Annotated in this window: 15 protein-coding genes; 6 read left to right on the top strand and 9 right to left on the bottom strand. The window is 49.7% G+C overall.

All coding sequences use genetic code 11. From position 1 onward, the window contains the following. Nucleotides 1-49 precede the first annotated feature (49 nt). Nucleotides 50-1,714, bottom strand: coding sequence for a glutamine--tRNA ligase/YqeY domain fusion protein (locus FPG75_RS00575; protein ID WP_143304552.1), 1,665 nt, complete (start codon nt 1,712-1,714; stop codon nt 50-52). Between the two features lie 104 nt (nt 1,715-1,818). On the opposite strand from FPG75_RS00575, the gene FPG75_RS00570 reads away from it, so the two are divergent. The 5 genes from FPG75_RS00570 (at nt 1,819) to FPG75_RS00550 (ending at nt 6,688) form a co-directional block, all read left to right on the top strand. Continuing rightward, nucleotides 1,819-2,229, top strand: coding sequence for a cobalamin B12-binding domain-containing protein (locus FPG75_RS00570; protein WP_143304551.1), 411 nt, complete (start codon nt 1,819-1,821; stop codon nt 2,227-2,229). Between the two features lie 94 nt (nt 2,230-2,323). Continuing rightward, nucleotides 2,324-3,133 (top strand): hypothetical protein, encoded by an 810-nt coding sequence (locus FPG75_RS00565; protein WP_201747860.1) that lies wholly within the window; start codon nt 2,324-2,326, stop codon nt 3,131-3,133. 102 nt (nt 3,134-3,235) lie between these two features. After that, complete coding sequence (locus FPG75_RS00560) at nt 3,236-4,012, top strand: enoyl-CoA hydratase/isomerase family protein (RefSeq protein WP_143304550.1); 777 nt, start codon at nt 3,236-3,238, stop codon at nt 4,010-4,012. 231 nt (nt 4,013-4,243) lie between these two features. Further along, nucleotides 4,244-5,644 (top strand): class II fumarate hydratase, encoded by a 1,401-nt coding sequence (gene fumC, locus FPG75_RS00555; RefSeq protein WP_143304549.1) that lies wholly within the window; start codon nt 4,244-4,246, stop codon nt 5,642-5,644. A gap of 57 nt (nt 5,645-5,701) precedes the next feature. After that, on the top strand, nt 5,702-6,688 hold the full coding sequence (locus tag FPG75_RS00550; RefSeq protein WP_143304548.1) for a 2-hydroxyacid dehydrogenase: 987 nt from the start codon (nt 5,702-5,704) through the stop codon (nt 6,686-6,688). Here FPG75_RS00550 and FPG75_RS00545 read toward each other — a convergent pair. From FPG75_RS00545 to FPG75_RS00515, 7 genes are all read right to left on the bottom strand, one after another. Next, a complete protein-coding gene (locus FPG75_RS00545; RefSeq protein ID WP_143304547.1) occupies nt 6,685-9,552 on the bottom strand; it encodes a TonB-dependent receptor in 2,868 nt (955 codons plus the stop codon). The two genes, FPG75_RS00550 and FPG75_RS00545, sit on opposite strands and share 4 nt — an antisense overlap. 248 nt (nt 9,553-9,800) lie before the next feature. After that, a complete protein-coding gene (locus tag FPG75_RS00540) occupies nt 9,801-10,448 on the bottom strand; it encodes a lipoprotein signal peptidase (RefSeq protein WP_143304546.1) in 648 nt (215 codons plus the stop codon). A gap of 61 nt (nt 10,449-10,509) precedes the next feature. After that, a complete protein-coding gene (locus FPG75_RS00535) occupies nt 10,510-12,999 on the bottom strand; it encodes a bifunctional UDP-N-acetylmuramoyl-tripeptide:D-alanyl-D-alanine ligase/alanine racemase (protein ID WP_143304545.1) in 2,490 nt (829 codons plus the stop codon). A gap of 61 nt (nt 13,000-13,060) precedes the next feature. Beyond that, nucleotides 13,061-14,029: a TerC/Alx family metal homeostasis membrane protein gene (locus tag FPG75_RS00530; protein WP_236652686.1), complete on the bottom strand. Its 969-nt coding sequence runs from the start codon at nt 14,027-14,029 to the stop codon at nt 13,061-13,063. A 45-nt stretch (nt 14,030-14,074) separates the two neighbouring features. Next, nucleotides 14,075-15,784, bottom strand: coding sequence for a gliding motility-associated ABC transporter substrate-binding protein GldG (gldG, locus tag FPG75_RS00525; RefSeq protein ID WP_143304544.1), 1,710 nt, complete (start codon nt 15,782-15,784; stop codon nt 14,075-14,077). A 12-nt stretch (nt 15,785-15,796) separates the two neighbouring features. Continuing rightward, complete coding sequence (gene gldF, locus FPG75_RS00520; RefSeq protein WP_143304543.1) at nt 15,797-16,537, bottom strand: gliding motility-associated ABC transporter permease subunit GldF; 741 nt, start codon at nt 16,535-16,537, stop codon at nt 15,797-15,799. 54 nt (nt 16,538-16,591) lie between these two features. Continuing rightward, nucleotides 16,592-17,785: an IscS subfamily cysteine desulfurase gene (locus tag FPG75_RS00515; protein ID WP_317130731.1), complete on the bottom strand. Its 1,194-nt coding sequence runs from the start codon at nt 17,783-17,785 to the stop codon at nt 16,592-16,594. 52 nt (nt 17,786-17,837) lie between these two features. Between FPG75_RS00515 and mce the strand changes: the two genes are divergently transcribed. After that, the gene (mce, locus tag FPG75_RS00510; RefSeq protein ID WP_143304542.1) at nt 17,838-18,239 is read left to right on the top strand and encodes a methylmalonyl-CoA epimerase; all 402 of its coding nucleotides are present in this window, start codon (nt 17,838-17,840) and stop codon (nt 18,237-18,239) included. Nucleotides 18,240-18,652: 413 nt separating this feature from the next. Here mce and FPG75_RS00505 read toward each other — a convergent pair whose 3' ends face one another. Next, nucleotides 18,653-21,928, bottom strand: coding sequence for a TonB-dependent receptor (locus FPG75_RS00505; protein ID WP_236652685.1), 3,276 nt, complete (start codon nt 21,926-21,928; stop codon nt 18,653-18,655). Between the last annotated feature and the right edge of the window lie 43 nt (nt 21,929-21,971).

Genomic DNA, 21,971 nt, shown 5'->3' with positions numbered 1-21,971 from the left:
AATATCTTCCCCACAAATCCGTAATTCTTAATTCGTAATCCGTAATTATTTATTTCTTTATCTCTTTTGCCCAGGCGTCTTTCAGGGTTACTGTGCGGTTGAAGACGATCTTGCCTGGGGTGGAGTCCTGGTCTACTACGAAGTAGCCTTTACGCAGGAACTGGAAACGGTCGCCGGGTTGGGCGTTCAGCAGTCCTGGTTCTACATAGGCTTTTTCGATGACCTGTAAGGAGTCGGGATTGATGAAGGTTTTGAAGTCGGCATCTTCCGCATTCGGATTCTCTACGTTGAAAAGACGGTCGTATACCCGCACTTCCGCTGTGGCAGCATGTTCAGCGCTTACCCAGTGGATGGTGCCTTTCACATTGAGGCCACTGGTATCGCCGCCACTTTTGCTTTCCGGCAAATAGCTCGCATAGATGGTAGTGATATTACCAGCTGCATCCTTCTCTACACTTTCTCCTTTGATGATATAAGCATTCTTCAAACGCACTACCAGTCCGGGCCCGAGGCGGAAGAACTTTTTGGGAGGGTTCTCCATAAAGTCTTCCCTTTCGATGTACAGCGTGCGGCTGAAAGGCAGCGTGCGTGTACCGGATGCCGGGTCTTCCGGGTTATTTTCGGCGGTGAGCTGTTCTACTTGTCCTTCCGGATAGTTGGTGAGCACGAGTTTCACCGGGTCGAGTACGGCCATCACGCGGTTAGCGGTTTTATTCAGCTCTTCGCGGATGCAGAATTCGAGCAGGCTGTATTCGATCATGTTGTCGCGTTTCTGTACGCCTACACGGTCGCAGAGGTTGCGGATGCTGGCGGCGGTGTAGCCGCGGCGGCGCAGACCACTGATCGTGGGCATACGGGGATCATCCCATCCGCGTACATGGCCTTCCCCTACGAGTTGTTTGAGTTTTCGTTTACTCATCACCGTATAGTTGAGGTTGAGGCGCGCAAACTCGTACTGATGGCTGGGGAAGATATTCAGTTCCTTGATGAACCAGTCGTACAGCGGGCGATGCGGGATGAACTCCAGCGTACAGATGGAGTGGGTGATATTTTCGATGCTGTCGCTTTGTCCGTGGGCGAAGTCGTACATCGGGTAGATGCACCATTTATCGCCGGTACGGTGATGATGCGCATGTTTGATGCGGTACATGAGCGGATCGCGCATGTGCATATTGGGCGCAGCCATATCTATCTTGGCTCTCAGCGTTTTCTCGCCATCTTTGAATTCTCCTTTGCGCATGCGTTCGAAGAGGTCGAGGTTCTCTTCCACCGAACGGCTTCTGCAGGGGCTGTTGGTGCCGGGAGTGGTGGGCGTGCCTTTCATGGCGGCGATCTCCTCTGCGGAAGCATCTTCCACATAGGCGAGTCCTTGCTGGATAAGTTGTACAGCGAACTGGTACAGTTGTTCGAAATAATCGGAGGCGTACAGTTCTTTCTCCCATTCAAAGCCGAGCCAGCGGATATCGGCCTTGATGGACTCTACATATTCAGTATCTTCCGTTACAGGATTGGTATCATCGAAACGGAGATTGGTTTTACCATTGTATTTCTGTGCCAGGCCGAAGTTGAGACAAATAGACTTTGCATGGCCGATATGCAGGTAGCCATTAGGTTCTGGCGGGAAGCGGGTAAGCACACGGCCGTTGTTAACGCCATTCGCCAGGTCTTCTTCTATGATCTGTTCTATAAAGTTGAGGGATCTTTCTTCGCTCATAATATTTTTATGTGTCTGCAAATGTAAGGATTTGCGGGAGAAGATGGGCGTGCGCCGATCTTCTCCCGCAAATCCTTATCTTTATTGCCCTAATTGATAGTGGTATGTTAAATCGTCCTGTTCGTGTGTTGGTGGCTAAAGTGGGCCTGGATGGCCATGACAGAGGTGCTAAAGTGATCGCCGCCGCCCTGCGCGATGCCGGCATGGAAGTGATCTATACAGGCTTGCGGCAAACCCCTGAAATGGTGGTCAATGCTGCCTTACAGGAAGATGTGGACGCCATCGGCGTGAGTATCCTCTCCGGGGCGCATATGACCGTATTCCCCCGTATCATTGCATTGATGAAAGAAAAAGGCATGAACGACGTACTGCTCACCGGCGGCGGTATCATCCCCGATGCCGATATGCAGGAACTACAGGAAATGGGAGTGGGTAAACTGTTCCCTCCCGGCACCCATACCAAAGATATTTCCGAGTACATCACCACCTGGGTGGCCAGTCACAGAAATTTTTAGAAAATTTTCCGTTTCTCCGTAACATTTCATTTTTTGGGTCGTCTTGAGTTAGAAATAGCAATCCGCCAAACCTAAAAAACTCAATTACCTGTGTATGAAATGCAAGTTATACCCTGTACTCCTGTTGCTGCTGACAGCCAGCACGGTAGCTTTTAGCCAGGAGAAAAAAGACTCCACGGAAACGGATAAACGTGATGCCAAGTTCAGTATCATCTTTGGCAGGTATCCCAAACACCGGGAACGCATATACGTAACGCATGGCGGCGAAGGCGCCCTGCTGTCGTTCGCCTCCATGAAAAACAACGACGAGCATGTACGCAACATCCCGCGCTTCAGCCTTTTCTTCAACATCGGCACCAATTTCAACAAAGATTTCTCGAAGAATTTCGGCATCTTCACCGGCCTGAACATCAAGAATATAGGGCTGATCTCCAAGCCGACCGACTCCCTAAAACTGAAACAGCGTGTATACACCCTCGGTATACCACTGGGCTTCAAGATCGGTGACCTGAGCGGCGGCAGCATCTTCTTCTTCGCCGGCGCCGAATGCGACCTGGCGTTCAACTACAAAGAAAAACAGTTTGTAGATGGCAAGAAAGTGCACAAATTCAATGAATGGTTCAGCGACCGTACCCCGCTGCTGATGCCTTCCTTCTTCGCCGGCGCCCGCGTGCATCCAGGGTTTGGACTGAAAGTACAGTACTACCCGCAGAACTTCTTCAACAAAGATTTTAAAACTACCGACAAGGGAAACACCGTTTATCCCTATAAAAATATGGAAGCCAACCTCGTGTTTGTTACCCTTAGTTACAATTTCAACGGCATCGAATACTTCAAAGTGCGCAAGAAACGCCATTACATGCGCATGAAGAGCGGTAAAGCAGAGATAGAGGTGAACTATTGAGGTATCAGAAACGTTATCCAGCAGATCCCGGAGCAAATATTTTGTTCCGGGATTTTTTATTATCAGCTATTGCTTAATATTGAAAACTAAAACCTGTGGCTCATGTATCAGACATTAAGCACTCAACTCGAGAATAATATCCTGGTGATCACGATCAACAGACCGGACAAGATGAACGCCCTCAATCAACTGGTGATGGCGGAACTGGCGCTGGCAGTAGACGAAGTGTATGGCAACCACGACATCAAAAGCGCTATCATTACGGGAGCTGGCGAAAAAGCATTCGTAGCGGGCGCCGATATTTCAGAGTTCCTGACGCTGACGCCCAAGCAGGGCGAGGAGCTGGCCAAGAAAGGCCACGTGATCTTTCAGCGTATCGAGAACTGCCCCAAGCCCATCATCGCCGCTATCAACGGCTTTGCGTTGGGCGGTGGCTGCGAACTGGCCATGGCCTGTCATTTCAGGCTGGCGAGTGAAAACGCGAAATTCGGACAGCCAGAAGTAAACCTGGGCCTGATCCCCGGCTATGGCGGCACCCAGCGCCTCACACAGCTGATAGGCAAAGGCAAAGCCCTCGAACTGATGATGACCGGCGATATGCTCAATGCCTCCGAAGCGCTCTCCTGGGGCCTCGTTAACCATGTAGTGCCGCTCGCCGAACTGCTCCCGAAAGCTAAAAGTCTCCTGCAAAAGATACACGCCAAAGCCCCCCTGGCCATCAGCCGCGTAATCAAATGCGCCCACGCCGCCCTCGATAAGGACATCGACGGCTACGATACCGAAATAAAAGAATTTGCCGCCTGCTTCGCCACCAAAGACCTACAGGAAGGCGCCAAAGCATTTGTTGAAAAGCGACAGGCAAATTTCAAAGGAGAATAATGCGAAGGTTGTCTTTGCTCAGGATTATTTTGATTGAAAGGATTACCAGGATTTTTTTACAAGATTTTTAAAGATTAAAAAAGGATTCATGAAGATCAACTCGAAAATCTTTTTTAATCTTTAAAAATCCTGTAAAAAAATCCTGGTAATCCTTTCAATCAAAATAATCCTGAGCAAAGACAACCTTCGCGGAATTACCTATTTTTGTAGCCTCATAAAAAGTCATAAGCTATGGAATTCAGAATAGAGAAAGACACGATGGGCGAGGTGAAAGTGCCTGTAAATGCCTACTATGGCGCTCAAACACAGCGCTCCATTGAAAATTTCAAAATTGCCCAGGATATTAACAAAATGCCTAAAGAGATCATCAAGGCTTTTGCTTACCTGAAAAAGGCCGCAGCTTTAACCAACCTGCAGGCCGGCGTGCTGCCACAGGAAAAAAGCGACCTCATTGGCCGCGTATGCGACGAGATCCTGGAAGGCAAGCTGGACAACGAATTTCCACTGGTAGTATGGCAAACCGGTTCCGGTACCCAGTCTAACATGAACGTGAATGAAGTGATCGCCTACCGCGCACATGTGCTCCACGGCGGCCAGCTGACCGACAAAGACAAGATACTGCATCCCAACGATGACGTGAACAAATCACAGTCTTCCAACGATACTTTCCCCACCGCCATGCATATCGCGGCATACAAAATACTTGTGGAAACCACTATCCCCGGTATCAAAAAACTGCGCGATACACTGGCGAAAAAAGCGGAAGCCTTCAAAAATATCGTAAAGATCGGCCGCACCCACTTCATGGATGCCACGCCGCTCACACTGGGCCAGGAGATCAGCGGCTATGTATCCCAGCTGGATCATGGTCTCAGAGCCATTAACAACACCCTGCCACATCTCTCAGAACTGGCCCTCGGCGGCACTGCGGTAGGTACCGGTATCAACACGCCAAAAGGCTACGCTGAAAATGTAGCTAAAAATATTGCCCAGCTGACCAGCCTGCCCTTCATCACTGCGGAAAACAAATTTGAAGCGCTGGCAGCCCACGACGCCATCGTAGAAGCACACGGCGCACTCAAAACAGTAGCCGTAAGCCTGATGAAGATCGCTAACGATATCCGTATGCTCAGCTCCGGCCCACGCGCCGGCATCGGCGAAATCCACATCCCGGATAACGAGCCCGGCTCCTCCATCATGCCAGGTAAAGTGAACCCGACCCAGTGCGAAGCCCTCACCATGATCGCCGCACAGGTACTCGGCAACGACGTAGCCATCAATATCGGCGGCGCTACCGGCCACTTTGAACTCAACGTGTTCAAACCCGTAATGATCTACAACTTCCTGCACTCCGCACGCCTTATCGGCGATGGCTGCGTAAGCTTCAACGATAAATGCGCTGAAGGCATCGAACCAATCGAAGCCAATATCAAAAAACATGTAGACAACTCTCTCATGCTCGTTACCGCGCTTAACACCAAGATCGGCTACTACAAAGCAGCAGAGATCGCGCAGAAAGCGCACAAAGAAGGTACTACCCTCAAAGAAATGGCAGTGAAACTGGGTTATGTAACCCCTGCTGAATTTGATGAATGGGTGGTTCCGGCACACATGGTGGGCGACATTAAATAAACCTTTATCATTCATTGACGGGCTACGCGCCCGTCAATGAATGTATATATAACGGATATGGATATACTTTTCTTCAGCACACAGCCTTACGACAAAGCATATTTTACCGCTGCCAATGAAAGTTTCCATCACCGCCTGCGCTTCCTGGAGTACCCGCTGAATGAAGATAATACGGCACTCATCAAACAGGAGCAGGCAGTATGTGTGTTTGTAAATGATAAAGCTGATGCACATGTACTTGGCCTGTTGAAAGAGAAAGGTATTTCCTTACTTGCATTGCGTTGCGCCGGCTTTAACAACGTTGACCTCAAAGCCGCCGCCAGCCTGGGTATCAAAGTAGTGCGCGTACCCGCCTATTCACCGCATGCCGTAGCAGAACATGCCATCACTTTAATACTTGCCCTCAACAGGAAAATCTATAAATCGTATAACCGTGTACGTGATAATAATTTCACGCTCAGCGGTCTGGAAGGCTTTGACCTGTATGGCAAAACCGTAGGCGTGATCGGTACGGGCAATATCGGGGCGGTATTCTGCCGCATCATGCTGGGATTCGGCTGCCAGGTACTCGCACATGACCTCTATCCTCATGAGGGCCTTGTAAAAGCAGGCGCGACTTACGTTTCCCGGGAAACGATCTTGTCTTCTTCCGATATTATCTCCCTGCATTGCCCGCTCAATGAAGACACGCGACACCTGATCAACGGGCATTCCATTGCACAAATGAAACCCGGCGTAATGCTCATCAACACCAGCCGCGGTGGATTGATAGATACCAAAGCCGTTGTGGAAGCGCTTAAAAACGGCCATATCGGCGCATTGGGTATCGATGTATATGAACAGGAAGAACAGCTCTTCTTCCAGAATTTCTCCGGCACCATCATCCAGGATGATGTGCTGTCGCGCCTCACCACTTTCCCTAATGTGCTCGTAACAGCACATCAGGGCTTCTTTACCAAAGAAGCCCTGACGCAAATTGCTAACACCACCTTACAGAACATCAGCAGCTTTGAAAAAGGCGAGCCGCTGGTAAACGCACTCTAATATTTTTTCTTGAATACGTTATCATACGTGATGGTGAAATAATATAGCCCGCGAATGGTAGGGCCGCCCACATACTGGAAGTATTCCGTATTGAACAGGTTGGAAGCGCCAATCTTGAAAGCCGTTTTAATCTTCGGCACCCGGTAGGTGATCTGTGCATCAACGGTGTTATATGCAGGTACATCGCCATTACCGAAGAGGTTTTGCCAGTAGAATTTTTGTTGCCAGTGCCATACCACATTAAAGCCCAGGTTAGGCAAGACGGCGCGGTTGCCGAAACTCAGGTTGGTAAACCATTCCGGCGTATTGAAACCAGGGATCAATGCATCGTCTTTTGTCTTATCCTGCACCAGTTTATTATAGTTAGCGTTACCGCTTACGGTGAATGTTTTATAGATATCGTAAGTAACGGCTACTGCAAAGCCATAGTTGTTTACCGTGGATTTACTGTTAGTCCATACACGGTAGCGGTTTTGCAGGCTCTTGTCGAGCATCTGGTTCAGCACCGATTGATCAGGGTTGTTCACATTGCCGCTTTGTGGCACCACGGCTTCTATCTGCCCGATAAAATGTTTATAAGCGCTGTAATATCCATCTACATCTATGAACAAACGGTTGCTGAGCAAAGCAGCCTTGTAGCCGCCTTCAAAGGAATGTATCTCTTCCGGTACGATCGGGTCGAGATTGGCGACTTTGAGCACGCCGGCATTTTTCGCGGCAGCGGCGTCTTTACTGATATGTTCCGCGTTGATGGTTTTGTTGACCGCCACACCGAAAGCATCTACACTGCTGGTAAGAAAAGAGTTTTTGAAATAACCCAGTCCCTGTTCGATAAAGGCAAGCCCGCCTACACGCCGCACCTGGCCATTGTTAACAAAGGAATAAGCCTCGAACAAGGAGGGGAAGCGGAAACCGTTCTGCCACGACAAACGGAAATTATGTTTATCATTAACAGTATACACTGCCGCGATGCGCGGGTTGATCTTTCCGTCGAACTGTTCATTTTTATCATAGCGCAAAGAGCCGGTGAGCTTGAGCGCATCATGGAAAAATGTTTTGCCTACCTGCACAAATCCGCCTGCTTTGCCGTACCAGATGTGCTTTCCGCCGGGTTGATTGCGTTTATCGGCCGGCAGGGAGAAGTCTACGAAGTTATTACCATCCGGAATGATCTCATAAGTGCGGTAGTCTGCACCTACCAGCACATCCGCGAAGTGGATGTATTTGCGCAGGTTCCAGGTGCCTTCGGTGTGATAGAAACGGCTCATCTGCAATAATGCGGCGCCGCCGGTGGTGTTATTCGGATTTTTTGATGTGGGATAGATGTCCCAGTCGTTCACACTTTTGATCTTCGCCACCTGTGCGTCGAAGGCGGCGGTTCCGGGCGTAAATCGTCCTGCATCTGCAAAGGCGCGCGCAGCGCGGTGTGCAGCTACCAGGTCGGCGCCGTTGGTGAGCGCGTTATTGAGGGCAGTGGTATAATCTTTCTGCCAGTTCTTGTCTGATTTGAATGATTTTTCGAGATTATCCGCCAGCGGATTCATGTTATAGGAATCGCCGGTATTTTCAATGGATACATAAGATCGGAGGGTAAAGTCGGGATGTATCAATTCGATCTTGTGATTTTGCACCGATACATTTTTCAGCCCGATACGGTTACCGCGCTGAAAGAAGCCATCCATCAGGCCATAGCGGTAGGAGTAGGACAATTCCATTTTATGCGGCAGGCGGAAATTGAGCGATCCGTCTACTTTGGTATTGCGTACTTTGTAGTCGCCAACCAGGTCTTTCTCCCAATAGCCCGTGCGATGCACGTTGTAGGCGCGTCCATCTTTATCGATGATCTGTAAATTCCCCTGGTCCGCATATTTGTTCCAGGCATCGTTGGCGATATTGTCGGCGCCGCTGAGTTGTGGAAAGTCAGGATTGGCCTTGCTTTGCGGGTTAAAGTCGTTATGACTGTCGGCATACCAGTCGGTACCTTCCATATAGGAAAAGTTGATCTTCCAGGCAAACCATTTTGAATAGGCCTGCGCATAACGTATAGCCGTTTCCGTGATAGGTTTGGGGCTGCTGCCTTTTCCATCGAAATGGTTGAAGGCGAGTTTCTGGTACACGCTCACGCCCTGGTATTCAAACGGATTTTTAGTAGTGAGGTTAGACATGCCATTGATCGCGTTCATGCCATAGAGGGCGGAAGACGCGCCGGGCGTCACTTCTACGCTGGAGATATCCAGTTCGGTAGGGCCGATCGCATTGCCCAGCGGCACGCCCAGGGTAGCAGCCTGGTTATCCACGCCATCTACCAATTGCATAAAACGGAAATTGTTGGGTACGTTGAAACCGCGGGTATTGAATACTTTGAAGGTAAGACCAGCGGTCGTCATTTGTACGCCTTTCAGGTTACCGAGTGCATCGTAGAAGGTAGAAGAGGGCGTTTCTTTCAAGGCCCGGATATCAAGCTTTTCGATGGTGACCGGCGACCGCAACAGGCGCTCCTGCTGGCGGGAGGCGGAAACGACCACTTCATTCACGAGCAGCGATTGGGTGTATAACTGTATTGCCAGTTTGCTGTTGCTGTTCTTCACTTCAAACTCCTGTGGTTGGTAGCCCAGCAGGCGTATCACGAGCCGGAAAGGGAACTTGACATTGGTAGTAAGCTGAAAACGGCCATCAGGCTCGGTTTGCGTGCCAAATGAAGTATTCTTTATCTGAACGGTGGCGCCCGGGAGGCCTGCACCGCGATCATCCGTGATTTTTCCTTCAATGATATACGAACCATTGAGTTGCGCCTGTACAATGGTTGGAACGAGTACCAGCGATAGTACCAGGTACCTGACCAGTATAGGTAAAAACTTTTGCATAGTGTGTGTGCTTGTTAGTAAATGATTGTCAAAGGGGAACGGAAAGCCATGCCGGGCCTCAACATCGGCATATATGATAATTGGTTGTGTTGATAATAGTCATAATAGTCTATAGAATTAGTAGACAAATATAAAACGGGTATTTAGTTTTTCAAAGGTTTTGGGCTTTTTTATTTAAAAAACTGATCAACAGGCATAAAAAAGGCGGCCACAATAATTGTGGCCGCCTTTTTTATAAGAAGATATCATTACGCTACGTGATCCTTTGCTATGGCTTCTGTAGCGGGATGCATATGTTTGCCGAAGAAACGTTTCTGGAAAAGTAAAATCGCGATTACGCCAGTTGAAATAGCTGCATCAGCCACGTTGAATACGGGGCGGAAGAACACGAAATAATCGCCGCCTTTGAATGGCACCCATTTAGGCAGGTAGCCCTCGTAGATAGGGAAATAAAGCATATCCACCACGCGGCCATGCAGGAAGCTGCCGTAGCCGCCGCCTGCGGGCAGGAACTGCGCTACTTCGTATCCGATACTGTCGTTGAAGATCAGGCCATAGAACATACTGTCGATCAGGTTTCCCGCGGCGCCGGCCAGTATCAGCGAACCACATACCAGCAGGCCGGTGCTATACTTTTCACGTACCAGCTTCTTCATATAAAAGAAACCTGCTACCACGGCTGCCAGCCGGAAGAGCGTCAGGAAGATCTTTCCGAAGTCGCCTCCGAATTTCAGGCCATAGGCCATTCCTTCGTTTTCAATGAAATGTATGCGGAACCAGTTAGGGAAAATGACGTATTCCTGCTGCATGAACATGTGAGTCTTGATCCAGAACTTCAGCGCCTGGTCAATAGCCAGGATAAGGATAACGATAAAAACGACGTGACGATATTTCAACTGATATTAGAATTTTGTCAAAAATAATAGATTATTTCAAAGACTGAAACCTGCAATATCATTATTCCTGATAATATACCCTTTTCACCCGCTGTGAAATTCCTGTTAATATTTCATATGGGATGGTCTCCGCCCAGGCTGCGAGCTGCTCTACGGGCAGGTCGGCGCCGAATACGATCACTTCATCGCCTTCGGCTACATCAGGAATATGGGTAACGTCGAGCATGAGCATATCCATGGCTACCACGCCTACTACCGGCGCCAGTTTGCCACGTATCAGCATTTTGCCCTTGCCATTACTGAGGCGCCGCGGGTAGCCATCGGCATAGCCGATGCGCACAGTGGCGGTCACAGAGGGTACAGTGGCGGCCCAGGTAGCGCCATAACCCACGGTATCACCGGGTTCCAGCTGCTTCAGCTGCGCAATGGTCGTTTTCAAAGTGCTCACATTCTTCAGCTGCGATTGCATATCCTTGCTGCTATCAATGCCATACATCCCGATGCCCAGCCGCACCATATCCAGTTGCAGATCGGGATGGCGGGTAATACCGGCGCTGTTATCGATATGACGGATCACTGCATAGCCCAGCGCCTTTTGCAACTCGTGGCTCATATCGTAAAATAAGCGTCCCTGCTGCTGTGTAAGCGCATCTTTGGCAGGATCTTCACTCGCAGCAAGGTGACTAAAAATAGACTGCACTTTCAGCGATGCCCCGGAAGTGAGCACCTGCGCCAGTTCCGGCAGGTCTTTCTTCACGAAGCCCAGGCGATGCATACCGGTATCCAGCTTGATGTGAATGGGAAACTCCGTTTTGCCCGCCGCTACCACCTCTTCGAGGAACTGCATCAGCACGCCCATCGAATAGATCTCAGGCTCCAGGTGCCAGTGCAGAATAGCGTCGAAGCTGGCAGGCTCGGGATTCATCACCATGATGGGCATGGTAATGCCGGCCCGTCTCAACTCCACGCCTTCATCCGCATAGGCCACGGCGAGATAGTCCACCCCGTGAAATTGCAGCAGGTTGGCAATTTCAAAACTGCCGCTGCCATATGAAAATGCCTTCACCATCGCCATCAGCTTGGTGTTGGGCTTGAGCATGGACTGATACAATTTCACATTTTGCGAAATGGCCGTGAGATTTATTTCCAGTATGGTCTGATGCGCTTTCTGTTCCAGCAATTTGCCGATCCGCTCAAACTCAAATACACGCGCGCCTTTCACGAGTATCGTCTCGTAATGGAAATCATCTGCATTGAACTGTTGGATGTATTCATCCGTGGTGTTGAAGAACTGCGATTTCAATCCTTCTACCTGTTGAAAACTTTTCTTCTCCCTGCTGATATTCTTGCCGATAGCAATCAGCTTATTGATATTTTTCTTTTGCAGCAGGTCGGCTACTTCTTCATACAGGGTGGCATCGCTCTTGCCGCTTTGCAGGATATCGCTGAGTATCACGGTGCGCACCTGGTGCTGCTGCTGTTGTTGCAGGAAATCCAGTGCGATGGTGAGCGAGCCAAGATCGAGGTTGTAACTGTCGTTGATCACCGAGCTGTTGTTGATGCCCTGCTTCAGCTCCAGCCGCATCGCGATATTGCTGAGCAGGTCCATGCGCTGTTGTATCACTTCCTGTTCTTTGCCGAGGTATAACATCAGGGCCCAGCAGTGGATCGCATTCTCGATAGAACCCTCGTCTGTAAAGGGAATACGGATATGCAGCGGCTCTTGTTTATAGAGCGCATCGATACGGGTATGGTTATCGTTCTTGTCTACACTGATGATACGCAGGTCGGCATCTGTTTTCCTCGACCAGGCAAACAATTCCGGCCCTTCTTCTCCAAGCTGATTGTGAAAAGACAATACGCATTCATTCAACGCGAGATAATCCTTGCTGTAAATAAGGATATCGCTTTTGGTGAAGAGCACGAGCTTTTCGTTGATCTTCTGCCGGATGTTGAGAAAGCCTTCGCTGTGCGCTTCGCCGATATTGGTGAAGATGCCGATGGTGGGACGGATGATCTTTTCCAGGTTCAGCATTTCGCCAGGTTGCGAGATACCCGCTTCAAAGATGGCAAGGTTGTGTTCGGGCTGCATCTGCCATACAGACAGCGGCACACCGATCTGCGAGTTATAACTCTTAGGACTGCGAACAATGTTGTAATCCTTCTCCAGCAACTGGTACAACCATTCTTTCACGATGGTTTTTCCATTGCTGCCGGTGATACCTACCACCGGTATCTGGAACTGCTGACGGTGCGAGGCTACCAGCGCATGCAGCGCATGCATGGTATCCTTTACGAAAATGAAATTGGCTTTGGGATATTTTTCCAGCGGCACCTGTTCACTCACTACAAAGTTGCTGACACCTTTGCGGTACAGCTCTTCGATGTACTGGTGGGCATTCCGTCGCGAACTCACTAAAGCGATGAACAATGAGGTTTCCGGAAAGATGAGTTTCCGGCTATCCAATAAGAGGTGCTCAATGTCAGAAAATCCGGTCTCCTGCAACAATTCTCCCTTCAGGATCTTGTTGATACTTGCTGCGTTATACACGTTTTATCAGTTTGAATAATTCACTTAACAGCCACAAAACGTTTTTCGTGCAACTGTTATTTTACTTCACTTGTTCTTCCGGCAATTCTTTCTTCTGATGATAGAGTGAATAAAGAATGGAACCTCCGAGGCATAGCACGATCACGATCAGCGATACGTACACGGGAATATGAATGAAATACTCTGCCAGCATTTTAAGTCCTATGAAAACAAGCACGATGGCTATTCCCTGGGGGAGATAATCAAATTTGTCGACCGCCCCTCTCAGCAGGAAGAACAATGATCTCAGCCCCAATACGGCAAAAATATTGGATGTATACACCACCAGTGGTTGTTGAGATATGGCGAAAACGGCGGGTATGGAATCCAGGGCAAATATAATATCTGTTACGGCCAACATCACCACCACTATTGCGAGCGAGGTGAAATAAACCTTCTTATGTTTTTTGATGGTGAAGCGCCCTTTCGGCTCTTCCATGGTAATACGAAGATACTTGTTCATGAACCGGTACGCCACATTTTCTTCAGGTTTGAACTCATCTTCCTCTTTGGCAGTGAACATTTTGATACCGGTATATACCAGGAACACACCGAAGATATATAAAATCCATTCAAAACGGTGGATCAAAACTACGCCAACGCTGATAAATATGGCGCGGAAAATAATCGCCATAAGTATCCCGATGAGCAGCACACGGGCATAATTCGCCTCTTTAACTTTAAAGAAACCGAAGATCAGAATAAATACAAATATATTATCGATAGACAAGGACCATTCCATGAGATAGGCGCTCAGATAACTCACCGCCGTATTTGCGCCATCTTCAAACCAGATAAATCCGAAGAAAAGCAAGGAAAGCCCCACCCAGAAAGAAGTTTGGATCAATGCCTTTTGGATGGTTACCTGCTGGTTCTTTTTGCTGAGTAGTCCAAGGTCGAAGATCAGCGCAAGAACTATCACAATTCCAAAGATGAGATAGGTCCACTGAGTGGGTGTCATGTAGATGGCTTCTTTTTTAGTGAATGGCAAAGATAACGGGTTTCCCGCAAAGTACGCGGGGACCCGCTTCGCGGGCTACTCCGCATATTTGCGTTGCCTTACAAAAAGAAATATCATCGCAAAGAGCAGGATCATCCCTACGGGCGCCAGGAAACAGATCACCTGCCATTTTGTTTTTTCCTGTTTTACTTTTTCTCCATCGAGCAGGCGGAGGGTGAGCTCTTTATTACGGCTTTCCATAATGCCATTTTTGCCTGTGAGGTATTCGAGGCAGTTGAGCATGAATTCCTTGTTGGCAAAGGAAAGGCCGGTATTAAATTCATTGATGCCCATTTGCAGCGGCCCCTCCTTGCGGGATACCGCATTGGCGATCAGGTCGCCATCGCTCACTACGATCATTTTGGTAGCGTGATCAGTATTGGCTTTGAAAGGCTTGCCTGTGGCCTGTTGCAGCGCATTAATGGTATTGGCATCGAGGCGGTTCCGGAAGAGGGAGGTAAAATTACCTTCGAGCAAAACCGCAGCTGGCAGCGAATGTTGGCGGTATTCACGCGGATTGGGCTGCACTTTTACGCTCTCCCAGCTGATCTGCGCCGGTATCCGCACGGTACGGCTATGCGCGGAAGAGGTGAGCAGGATCGTCTTCTTCACCGCATCATTCTTGATGGTATCAATAGAGCTCACAAAATGGCTCAGCACCATATCCATATTTTTTACAATAGGGTGCGCGCCAGTAGGCGTCAGCAGCGGGAAATAAGGGAAAGGCACGGCCTGCATCTGCGGGCGGTTGCCGGCGCTTCCTACGATCAGCGGCACCATATCGCATTGCAGGTCCTGTATCAGGTCCTGGTTGATGCGCACGCCATAACGGAACAGCAGGTCCTCCAGGTTCAGCCCCCGGTCGAAAGCCAGGAACTCATTATGTTTTTGCAAACTGTCCATAGAGGCGCTGGTTTCATCGATGAACCACAGCACCTTGCCGCCATTCATGATGTACTGATCTATCTTGAGCTTGTCCTCATCGCTGAAAGCCGCAGAGGGCTTGGCGAAGAGCAGCACGCTGAAATCCTGCGGGATGTAGCGGGCGCTTTGCAGGGTAACGGTATCGAGGCCGTAATTGCTTTGCAGGGTGTTGAGGGCGTCATATACTTCAATGCCCAGCGATTCACCATTGCCCAACATATAGCCTACGAGCGGCTTTTTATCTTCCCTCAACTTGCTGATAGCATTGGCAAACTGGTATTCGAGCAGGGCTTCGGAATTGCTCATGGTCTGCATCGGGTCTTGCCCGCCCTGGTTCTTCAGGAGGTTCACTCCAATGGTTTTGCCTTTATAATGTACGAGGGCGCCGGGGAAGATCAACTTCTCGGAGTAGCTGTCATTGGCGTCTTGCTGGACTTTCATGTTGAAGGGCATGATACCTTGTGCGGTGAGCTCACCGAGGAATTTCATGCGGGCAGAATCAGAGAGGCCCAGGCCGGGATTCACGAAGGTATAGCGGATGTGCTGTTTGCCATACTCCCGGAATTCGTCCAGCAGCTCTTGTGTGGCCTGGGCCAGCTGCCGGAAGGTAGCGGGGTAGTCGCCTTTCAGGAACACTTCTATTTCCACGGGACTGTCCAGCTGGCGCAGCATCTGCCGGGTATTGGCGGTGAGGGTGTATCTCTTTTCGGCGGTGAGGTCCCAACGGCCATGAAAGTAGGCCGCTCCTATGTTGATGGCGGTGAGCAACAGTACCACTGCCAGCGCACGTTGAATATATTTTTTTCGTATAGTCGTTCCCATTAGATATTCCGCTTATCCGTTTTGCCAGAGTTTTCTTTGTAGCGATAATTTGGTGAGATAGAGCATCAGGCCGGTGAGGCTCACAAAGTACACCACGTCGCGGCTGTCGATCACTCCGCGGCTGATGGACTGATAGTGAAATTTGATACCTGCCATTTGCAGGTAGTAATCGGCGCCGCCGGTGAAGGCAGGTATTTTGCTCAGGGCATCAAAGCCGTTGTAAAAAATAAAACAGGTGAATACCGCGATGAGGAAGGCTACCATGGCATTGGAGGTGAGCGACGAGGACCAGATGCCCGTGGCCGTAAAGGCCGCTCCCAGCAGGAAAAGGCCGGTATACGAGCCCAGGATGCCGCCATTGTCCAGCTGCTGCGGGTTTATGCTCAGCTGCCTGATAGCGATATAATAGATAACGGTAGGCAAGAGAGAGATAACTACGATCAACAAGCTGCCGAAGAACTTGCCCGTTACAATCTGCCATCCGCTGAGCGGCTTGGTGCTGAGCAGTTCCATGGTGCCGGTTTTAAATTCATCGGCGAAGCTGCGCATGGTGATGGCCGGGATGAGCAGCAGGTAGATGAGTGGCGCCAGGTCGAAGAGCGGGTCCAGGTTAGCATAGCCGGTATCCAGCAAACTGGTATCAGGGAATACGAACAGGAATAGTCCGTTTGCCAGCAAAAACAGGATAATGGCCACATAGCCCGTTACACTGCTGAAGAATTGGTTTATCTCTTTCTTAAAGATGGCTAGCATGAATAGTAATTAGTAAGAATGCAAATATATAAGAGGATATCGGTTTACCAACAACTATTCCGTGGTAGCGTCTTTATGCAGCTGCCAGAGCGGACTTACCGCCCGGAGGGCGGCAACGGCGCTGGTGATATGATCTATGACAAAGCGGATCTCTTCGCTGGTTGTGAAGCGGCCCAAACTGAAGCGCAGCGCGGCATGGGCCAGATGGTCCGGCAAGCCCATGGCTTTGAGCACGTAACTGGGCTCCATTGAGGCCGATGTACAGGCCGACCCGGAAGACACGGCAATATCTTTGTTGATGCTCATGAGCAGGGTCTGGCTTTCGGTATAGTCGAAGGAGATATTGGTTACATGTGGCAGACGCTGTTTCGTTGAGCCGTTTACGTTGGTAGCTTCTATTTGCAGCAAAGCGGCTTCCAGCTGGTTTCTCAGAGCAGAGAGGCGGTTTGCGTCGGCGGTCATTTCCCCGGCGCAAAGTGCTGCCGCTTTGCCAAGACCTACAATACCAGGCACATTGAGGGTGCCGGAGCGGAAACCTTTCTCATGGCCGCCGCCGTCCATCTGGGCTGTCAGCCTTACCCTTGGCCCTTTCCGGCGCACGTACAGGGCGCCTGTGCCTTTCGGTCCGTAGAGCTTATGGGCGCTCAGCGCCAGCAGGTCGATACCATCGTGATTAACCTGCACCGGAATTTTCCCCACTGCCTGGGTGGCATCGCTCATCATGATGAGCTGGTGGCGATGCGCGATAGCGCTGATCTCTTGAATGGGGTTGATGATGCCGGTTTCGTTGTTGGCATACATGATGGCCACCAGTATGGTTTGCGGCGTGATGGCGGCTTCCAGCGCTTCCAGCGAAATATGCCCCTCGTGGTCTACCGGCAGATACGTGATGCGGGCGCCCAGTTTTTCCAGGTGTTTACAGGTGTCGAGCACCGCTTTGTGTTCCAGTATGGAGGTGATGATATGATTACCTTTGGAGGCATACAGCTCGAAAACGCCTTTCAGCGCGAGGTTCACGGCTTCGGTAGCGCCGGATGTGAAGATGATCTCTCCCGGTTCTGCACCGATGAGTTGCGCCACCTGCTCCCGGGCCTGATCCACCGCTTCTTCAGCGGCCCACCCGTAAGGATGATGGCGGCTGGCCGCATTACCAAAAGCTTCCGTGAAAAAAGGCAACATCGCCTCCACCACCCGCGGATCGCAGGGCGTGGTAGCGTTGTAATCGAGGTAAACAGGGCGTTTCAACATAAGCTACAAAATTACGACATTCGCGCTGGTCATCTTACTAAAATAATCGCACATGCTCAAAGTAGAACATATCGGTATCGCCGTAAAATCGCTGGACACCTCCATCCCGTTGTTTGAGAAACTGCTGAACACGCCCTGCTACAAAACCGAAGCCGTAGCCAGTGAACACGTTGAAACAGCCTTCTTCTTACAGGGCGATACCAAAATAGAGCTGCTGGAAGCCACCAGCGCGGAAAGCGCCATTGCCAAATTCATCGACAAAAAAGGCGAAGGCATGCATCATATTGCTTTTGAAGTGGAAGATATCCATGCAGAAATGAAACGCCTGCAGGCCGAAGGCTTTGTGCTATTGCAGGAAACGCCGAAAAAAGGAGCCGATAATAAACTGATCTGCTTCCTTCATCCCAAAAACACCAATGGCGTATTAATAGAGATCTGCCAGGAAATACGCTGATGTGACCTATTTACTTTTGATTAAATATTTGAAAATTAAATAATTATAATTTTTTCTATTTTTTTTCCATTTTAGCAATCCAAAACATTATAGCCTTCGTAAGTAATATTGTAACACCCAAAGAAAGGGAGCAATTCAAGTATCAAATTAAATTTTTAGATTTTTTGAACAATTTGTTTCCTTGCATGTTATCTCTATAAAATACCAAAAACTGAAAAAAGATATTAACTCAAAATAATTACAAAACTTAAATCTTATCCCGGTATAATTTCTAAGTTTTTACGATTACTCTAAAGTTGGCATAGGTTATGAACACCTGCGGGTTTTTTAGCTTGCAGGTCTTTTTTTTGTCTTAAACTAAAAAGGGAGACGCTATAAGCGTCTCCCTTTTTCATTACTATCGTTGGTACTAACTAGTTAAACATATAACGGATACCAATCTGCCCCTGCCAGCGGGAAGTGGTGCTGGTATTGTCTTTCCAGGTATTGGTAAGCGGAATCTGGTTTTTCGGGTCCAGATAAGGGAAAGAGAACGCCGGCGCCGCTGTAGCTACACCATTCGCATCTCTTAACTGGCCTTCATACTTCAGGAAAGAAGTATTGTTCGGCATCTTGGACACACCCCATCTTCTGTTCAGGAAATTACCAAAGTTGATAATATCAAAAGTGATACGCAGCGTGTGTTTCGTCTTGTTCTTGCCGGCATATACGAAAACGTCCTGTGTGATGTTCAGGTCCATACGTTTGTAAAACGGCAGCACCAGGGCATTACGCTCTGCGTACTGGCCTCTGTGATGGCTCAGGTAATCATCCTGTTTGATGTAGTTATCCAGCTGATTCCAGATCACGCTAGCAGAACGCTGATCCGGGTTGGTCGAAGGATTGTAACCCTTATCGCCGTAACCTACGGGCACCAGCTTGATCTCATTGGCATTGTTAGGAATGTAGATCAGGTCGTTGTTACCATTGGAAGCATCGCCATTGAGGTCACCGCTGTAAGTGTAAGAAGCCACAGAGCTATACGCAGAAGCGGCGGCAGGCGCTGCTTCGAATACCATACCCACCGAAGTAGCGAAGTTCTTCGCCCAGGTGAAACGGTAGGTAGCGGCAGCCACAATACGGTGAGGCATATAGTAGTTGGAGTAACCCAGCACATCTGCATTAGGATCGCCGCTCACCGGACGGTCGCGCCAGTTGCTCTGTGCAATGGTACCGCCATCGTTGATAGAACGTGCCTTGCTGTAAGTATAGGCCGCGCTCAGGTAGAGCTTGGGCGTAGACTTCTGCAATTGCAAAGTGAAGAAGTAAGAATAGCCTTTGTTGGAATTTTTCATCAGGATCGCATCGCTGATATTAGGATTGCTCAGCGTGTTCTTGCCGCCGGGGATCGGTCCGTAGATCTGTGCAGAGGTATAACGGAAACGGTGATCCGGCGTGCTATCCAGCTGGAAGCCGGTATTAGGCAGGTTCACGTTCTGGAAATATACTGCATTGATATCTTTGGCGTAGTTGGCCTCCAATGTACCGATGATGCCGCCTGGCAGCTGACGGTCGATCGCCAGCGTAGCTTTCAGCACCTGCGGATATTTGAAGTTACGATCGATGGCCGCAATGTTATAAGCGGTAGACAGCTTGCCCGGGCCCGGACGGTAAGCATTCGGATCAGGATTGAATGCATACGGAATGGTAGGGGAACTGGCGCTGGTTTGCGCTACGAAAGAACCAAACTGTACGCCGTTGTTACCTGCCTGGTTGCTCAGCCATACTGCCGGCGGAGGACCGGCAAACAGTCCGGCGCCGCCACGTATCTGGGTTTTACCGTCATGTGTTACGTCCCAGTTGAAACCAACGCGGGGAGAAACCAACACGGAAGTTTTAGGCGCCTGGCCTACATCCAGTTTCACGCCATCCCTGAAAGTGAGGGCGGTGAGGGAATCGTTGCGGGTGAAAGTGTTACCGATAACGGGTACGTCTATACGTAAACCGTAAGTCAGGGTGAAGCTGGGCGTAATGCTCCATTTATCCTGTGCGAAAAAGCCCAGTTCCAGGGAATGGATCTTTGCATAAGGGAAAGAGCCATCCGGTGTGCTGGCGTAAGACAGCGCATAGCGGGCCGCTGTGAGGGAACCGTTCTTCGCGCTGGCGTAGAAATCGGTCATGGAGTTGAAGCGGTAGTTACCCTCGTAGTTAGGCGCGAAACCGTTCAGGAATGTTTTATAATAGTTCTGTGTTCCGAAAGTAATCTCGTGTTTGCCTTTATACAGCGTGAAGATATCAGACAGCTGATAGATGTTGCTGTTGAGCTTATTGTTATAAGTGAAAGGCTCATAACCAAAGGCTGTGTAGCTGCTGCCTTGTCCGTCGAGGATATCCACCAGCGGGAAATTGCCGCCGGAGAGGGAGGACCTGAAATCGCGCATGGCAGAGAAGCCTACCTGGAATTTATTGGAGGCTTTGTTACCGATGCGGGTATTGAGTTCGGCGATGAAGATGTTGAAGTTGTTATTGATGGTATAACCGCTACCGCTGAAAGGCAGGCCTGTGCTGCTGGGCTGGCGGCCGGTTCCGGGCGCGCCGCTATTGCTGGCAGGGATGTCTTTGAATGATTTCAGGTAGTTGTATTTAAACGTAAAAGTGTTGTTATCGTTTACGTTCCAGTCGATCTTCACGGTGATTTTATCACTCTGTGTGCGGTAAGAATAATCCTGGTAGGATCCTGGATCATACTTATAAGTGCTCATCAGGAACTGTTTCAGGGCATCTAGGGTATCGGCTACTGCCCTGGATACGTTGCCGCCGGCTACGCCGCCTGGCTTGTTGGCCACAAGGCTGGTAGCAGGTGCTTTGATCCTTTCCTGTTCAGCGCTTATAAAGAAGAACAATTTGTTTTTCACAAAAGCGCCGCCGGCAGAGAATCCGCGGAGGTTGTAGTTAAAGTCCGGACGCGGAACGGTAACGTTGTTTACATTACGGCCCTGCAAGCCCGGCGTTTGGACGTAGGTGTATACCGATCCTTTAAATTCGTTGGTACCGCTTTTGGTAACGCTGTTGATACCGGCGCCGGAGAAGCCGCCCTGGCGTACGTCGTACGGTGATACGTTCACCTGTATCTGTTCCAACGCTTCCAGGCTGATAGGCTGGGAGCCGGTCTGGGAGCCGAGTGTAGGCTGCAAACCAAAAGAGTTGTTGAAGTTGGCGCCATCAACAGTAATGTTGTTGTACTGGTTGCTGCGGCCACCGAAAGAAAGACCGTTGGCAGAAGGTGCGAGCTTGGTAAAGTCCGCCATAGAGCGGCTTACGGTGGGCAGGCGGTCCAACTGTGAACGGGTGATCACTTCCTGGCTGCCGGTGCGGCCCTTGTTGATCACTTTGTTCTGCGCAGCGGATTTCACCACTACCTCATTCAGGCTGCTGGTGCTTTGTACGAGGTTTACGTCAGCCTTGTACTCCTGTCCCAGCGACAGGGAAATGTTCTCTCTCTTCTCATCTTTGTAACCAATAAAAGAAATCGTGAGCGTGTAAGGGCCGCCTACACGGAGGTTAGGGAGATTGTAACGGCCGTCTTTACGGGAAACGGTAGCATAACGCGTGCCTGTAGGGATGTGCACAGCAATAATGCTCGCACCGGGAACAGGACCATCCTTACTGCCAACGATACCGGCAATATCAGCGGTGGTTTCCTGGGCCATTAAAAAAGAGGGAATGAGGAGCAAAAAAAATAACGCTCCCCAT

This window comes from Chitinophaga vietnamensis, assembly GCF_902167635.1.
Classification (GTDB): Bacteria; Bacteroidota; Bacteroidia; order Chitinophagales; family Chitinophagaceae; genus Chitinophaga; species Chitinophaga vietnamensis.
The sequence above is the reverse complement of the archived record's forward strand: the minus strand, read 5'-3'. Positions and strand labels throughout refer to the sequence as shown.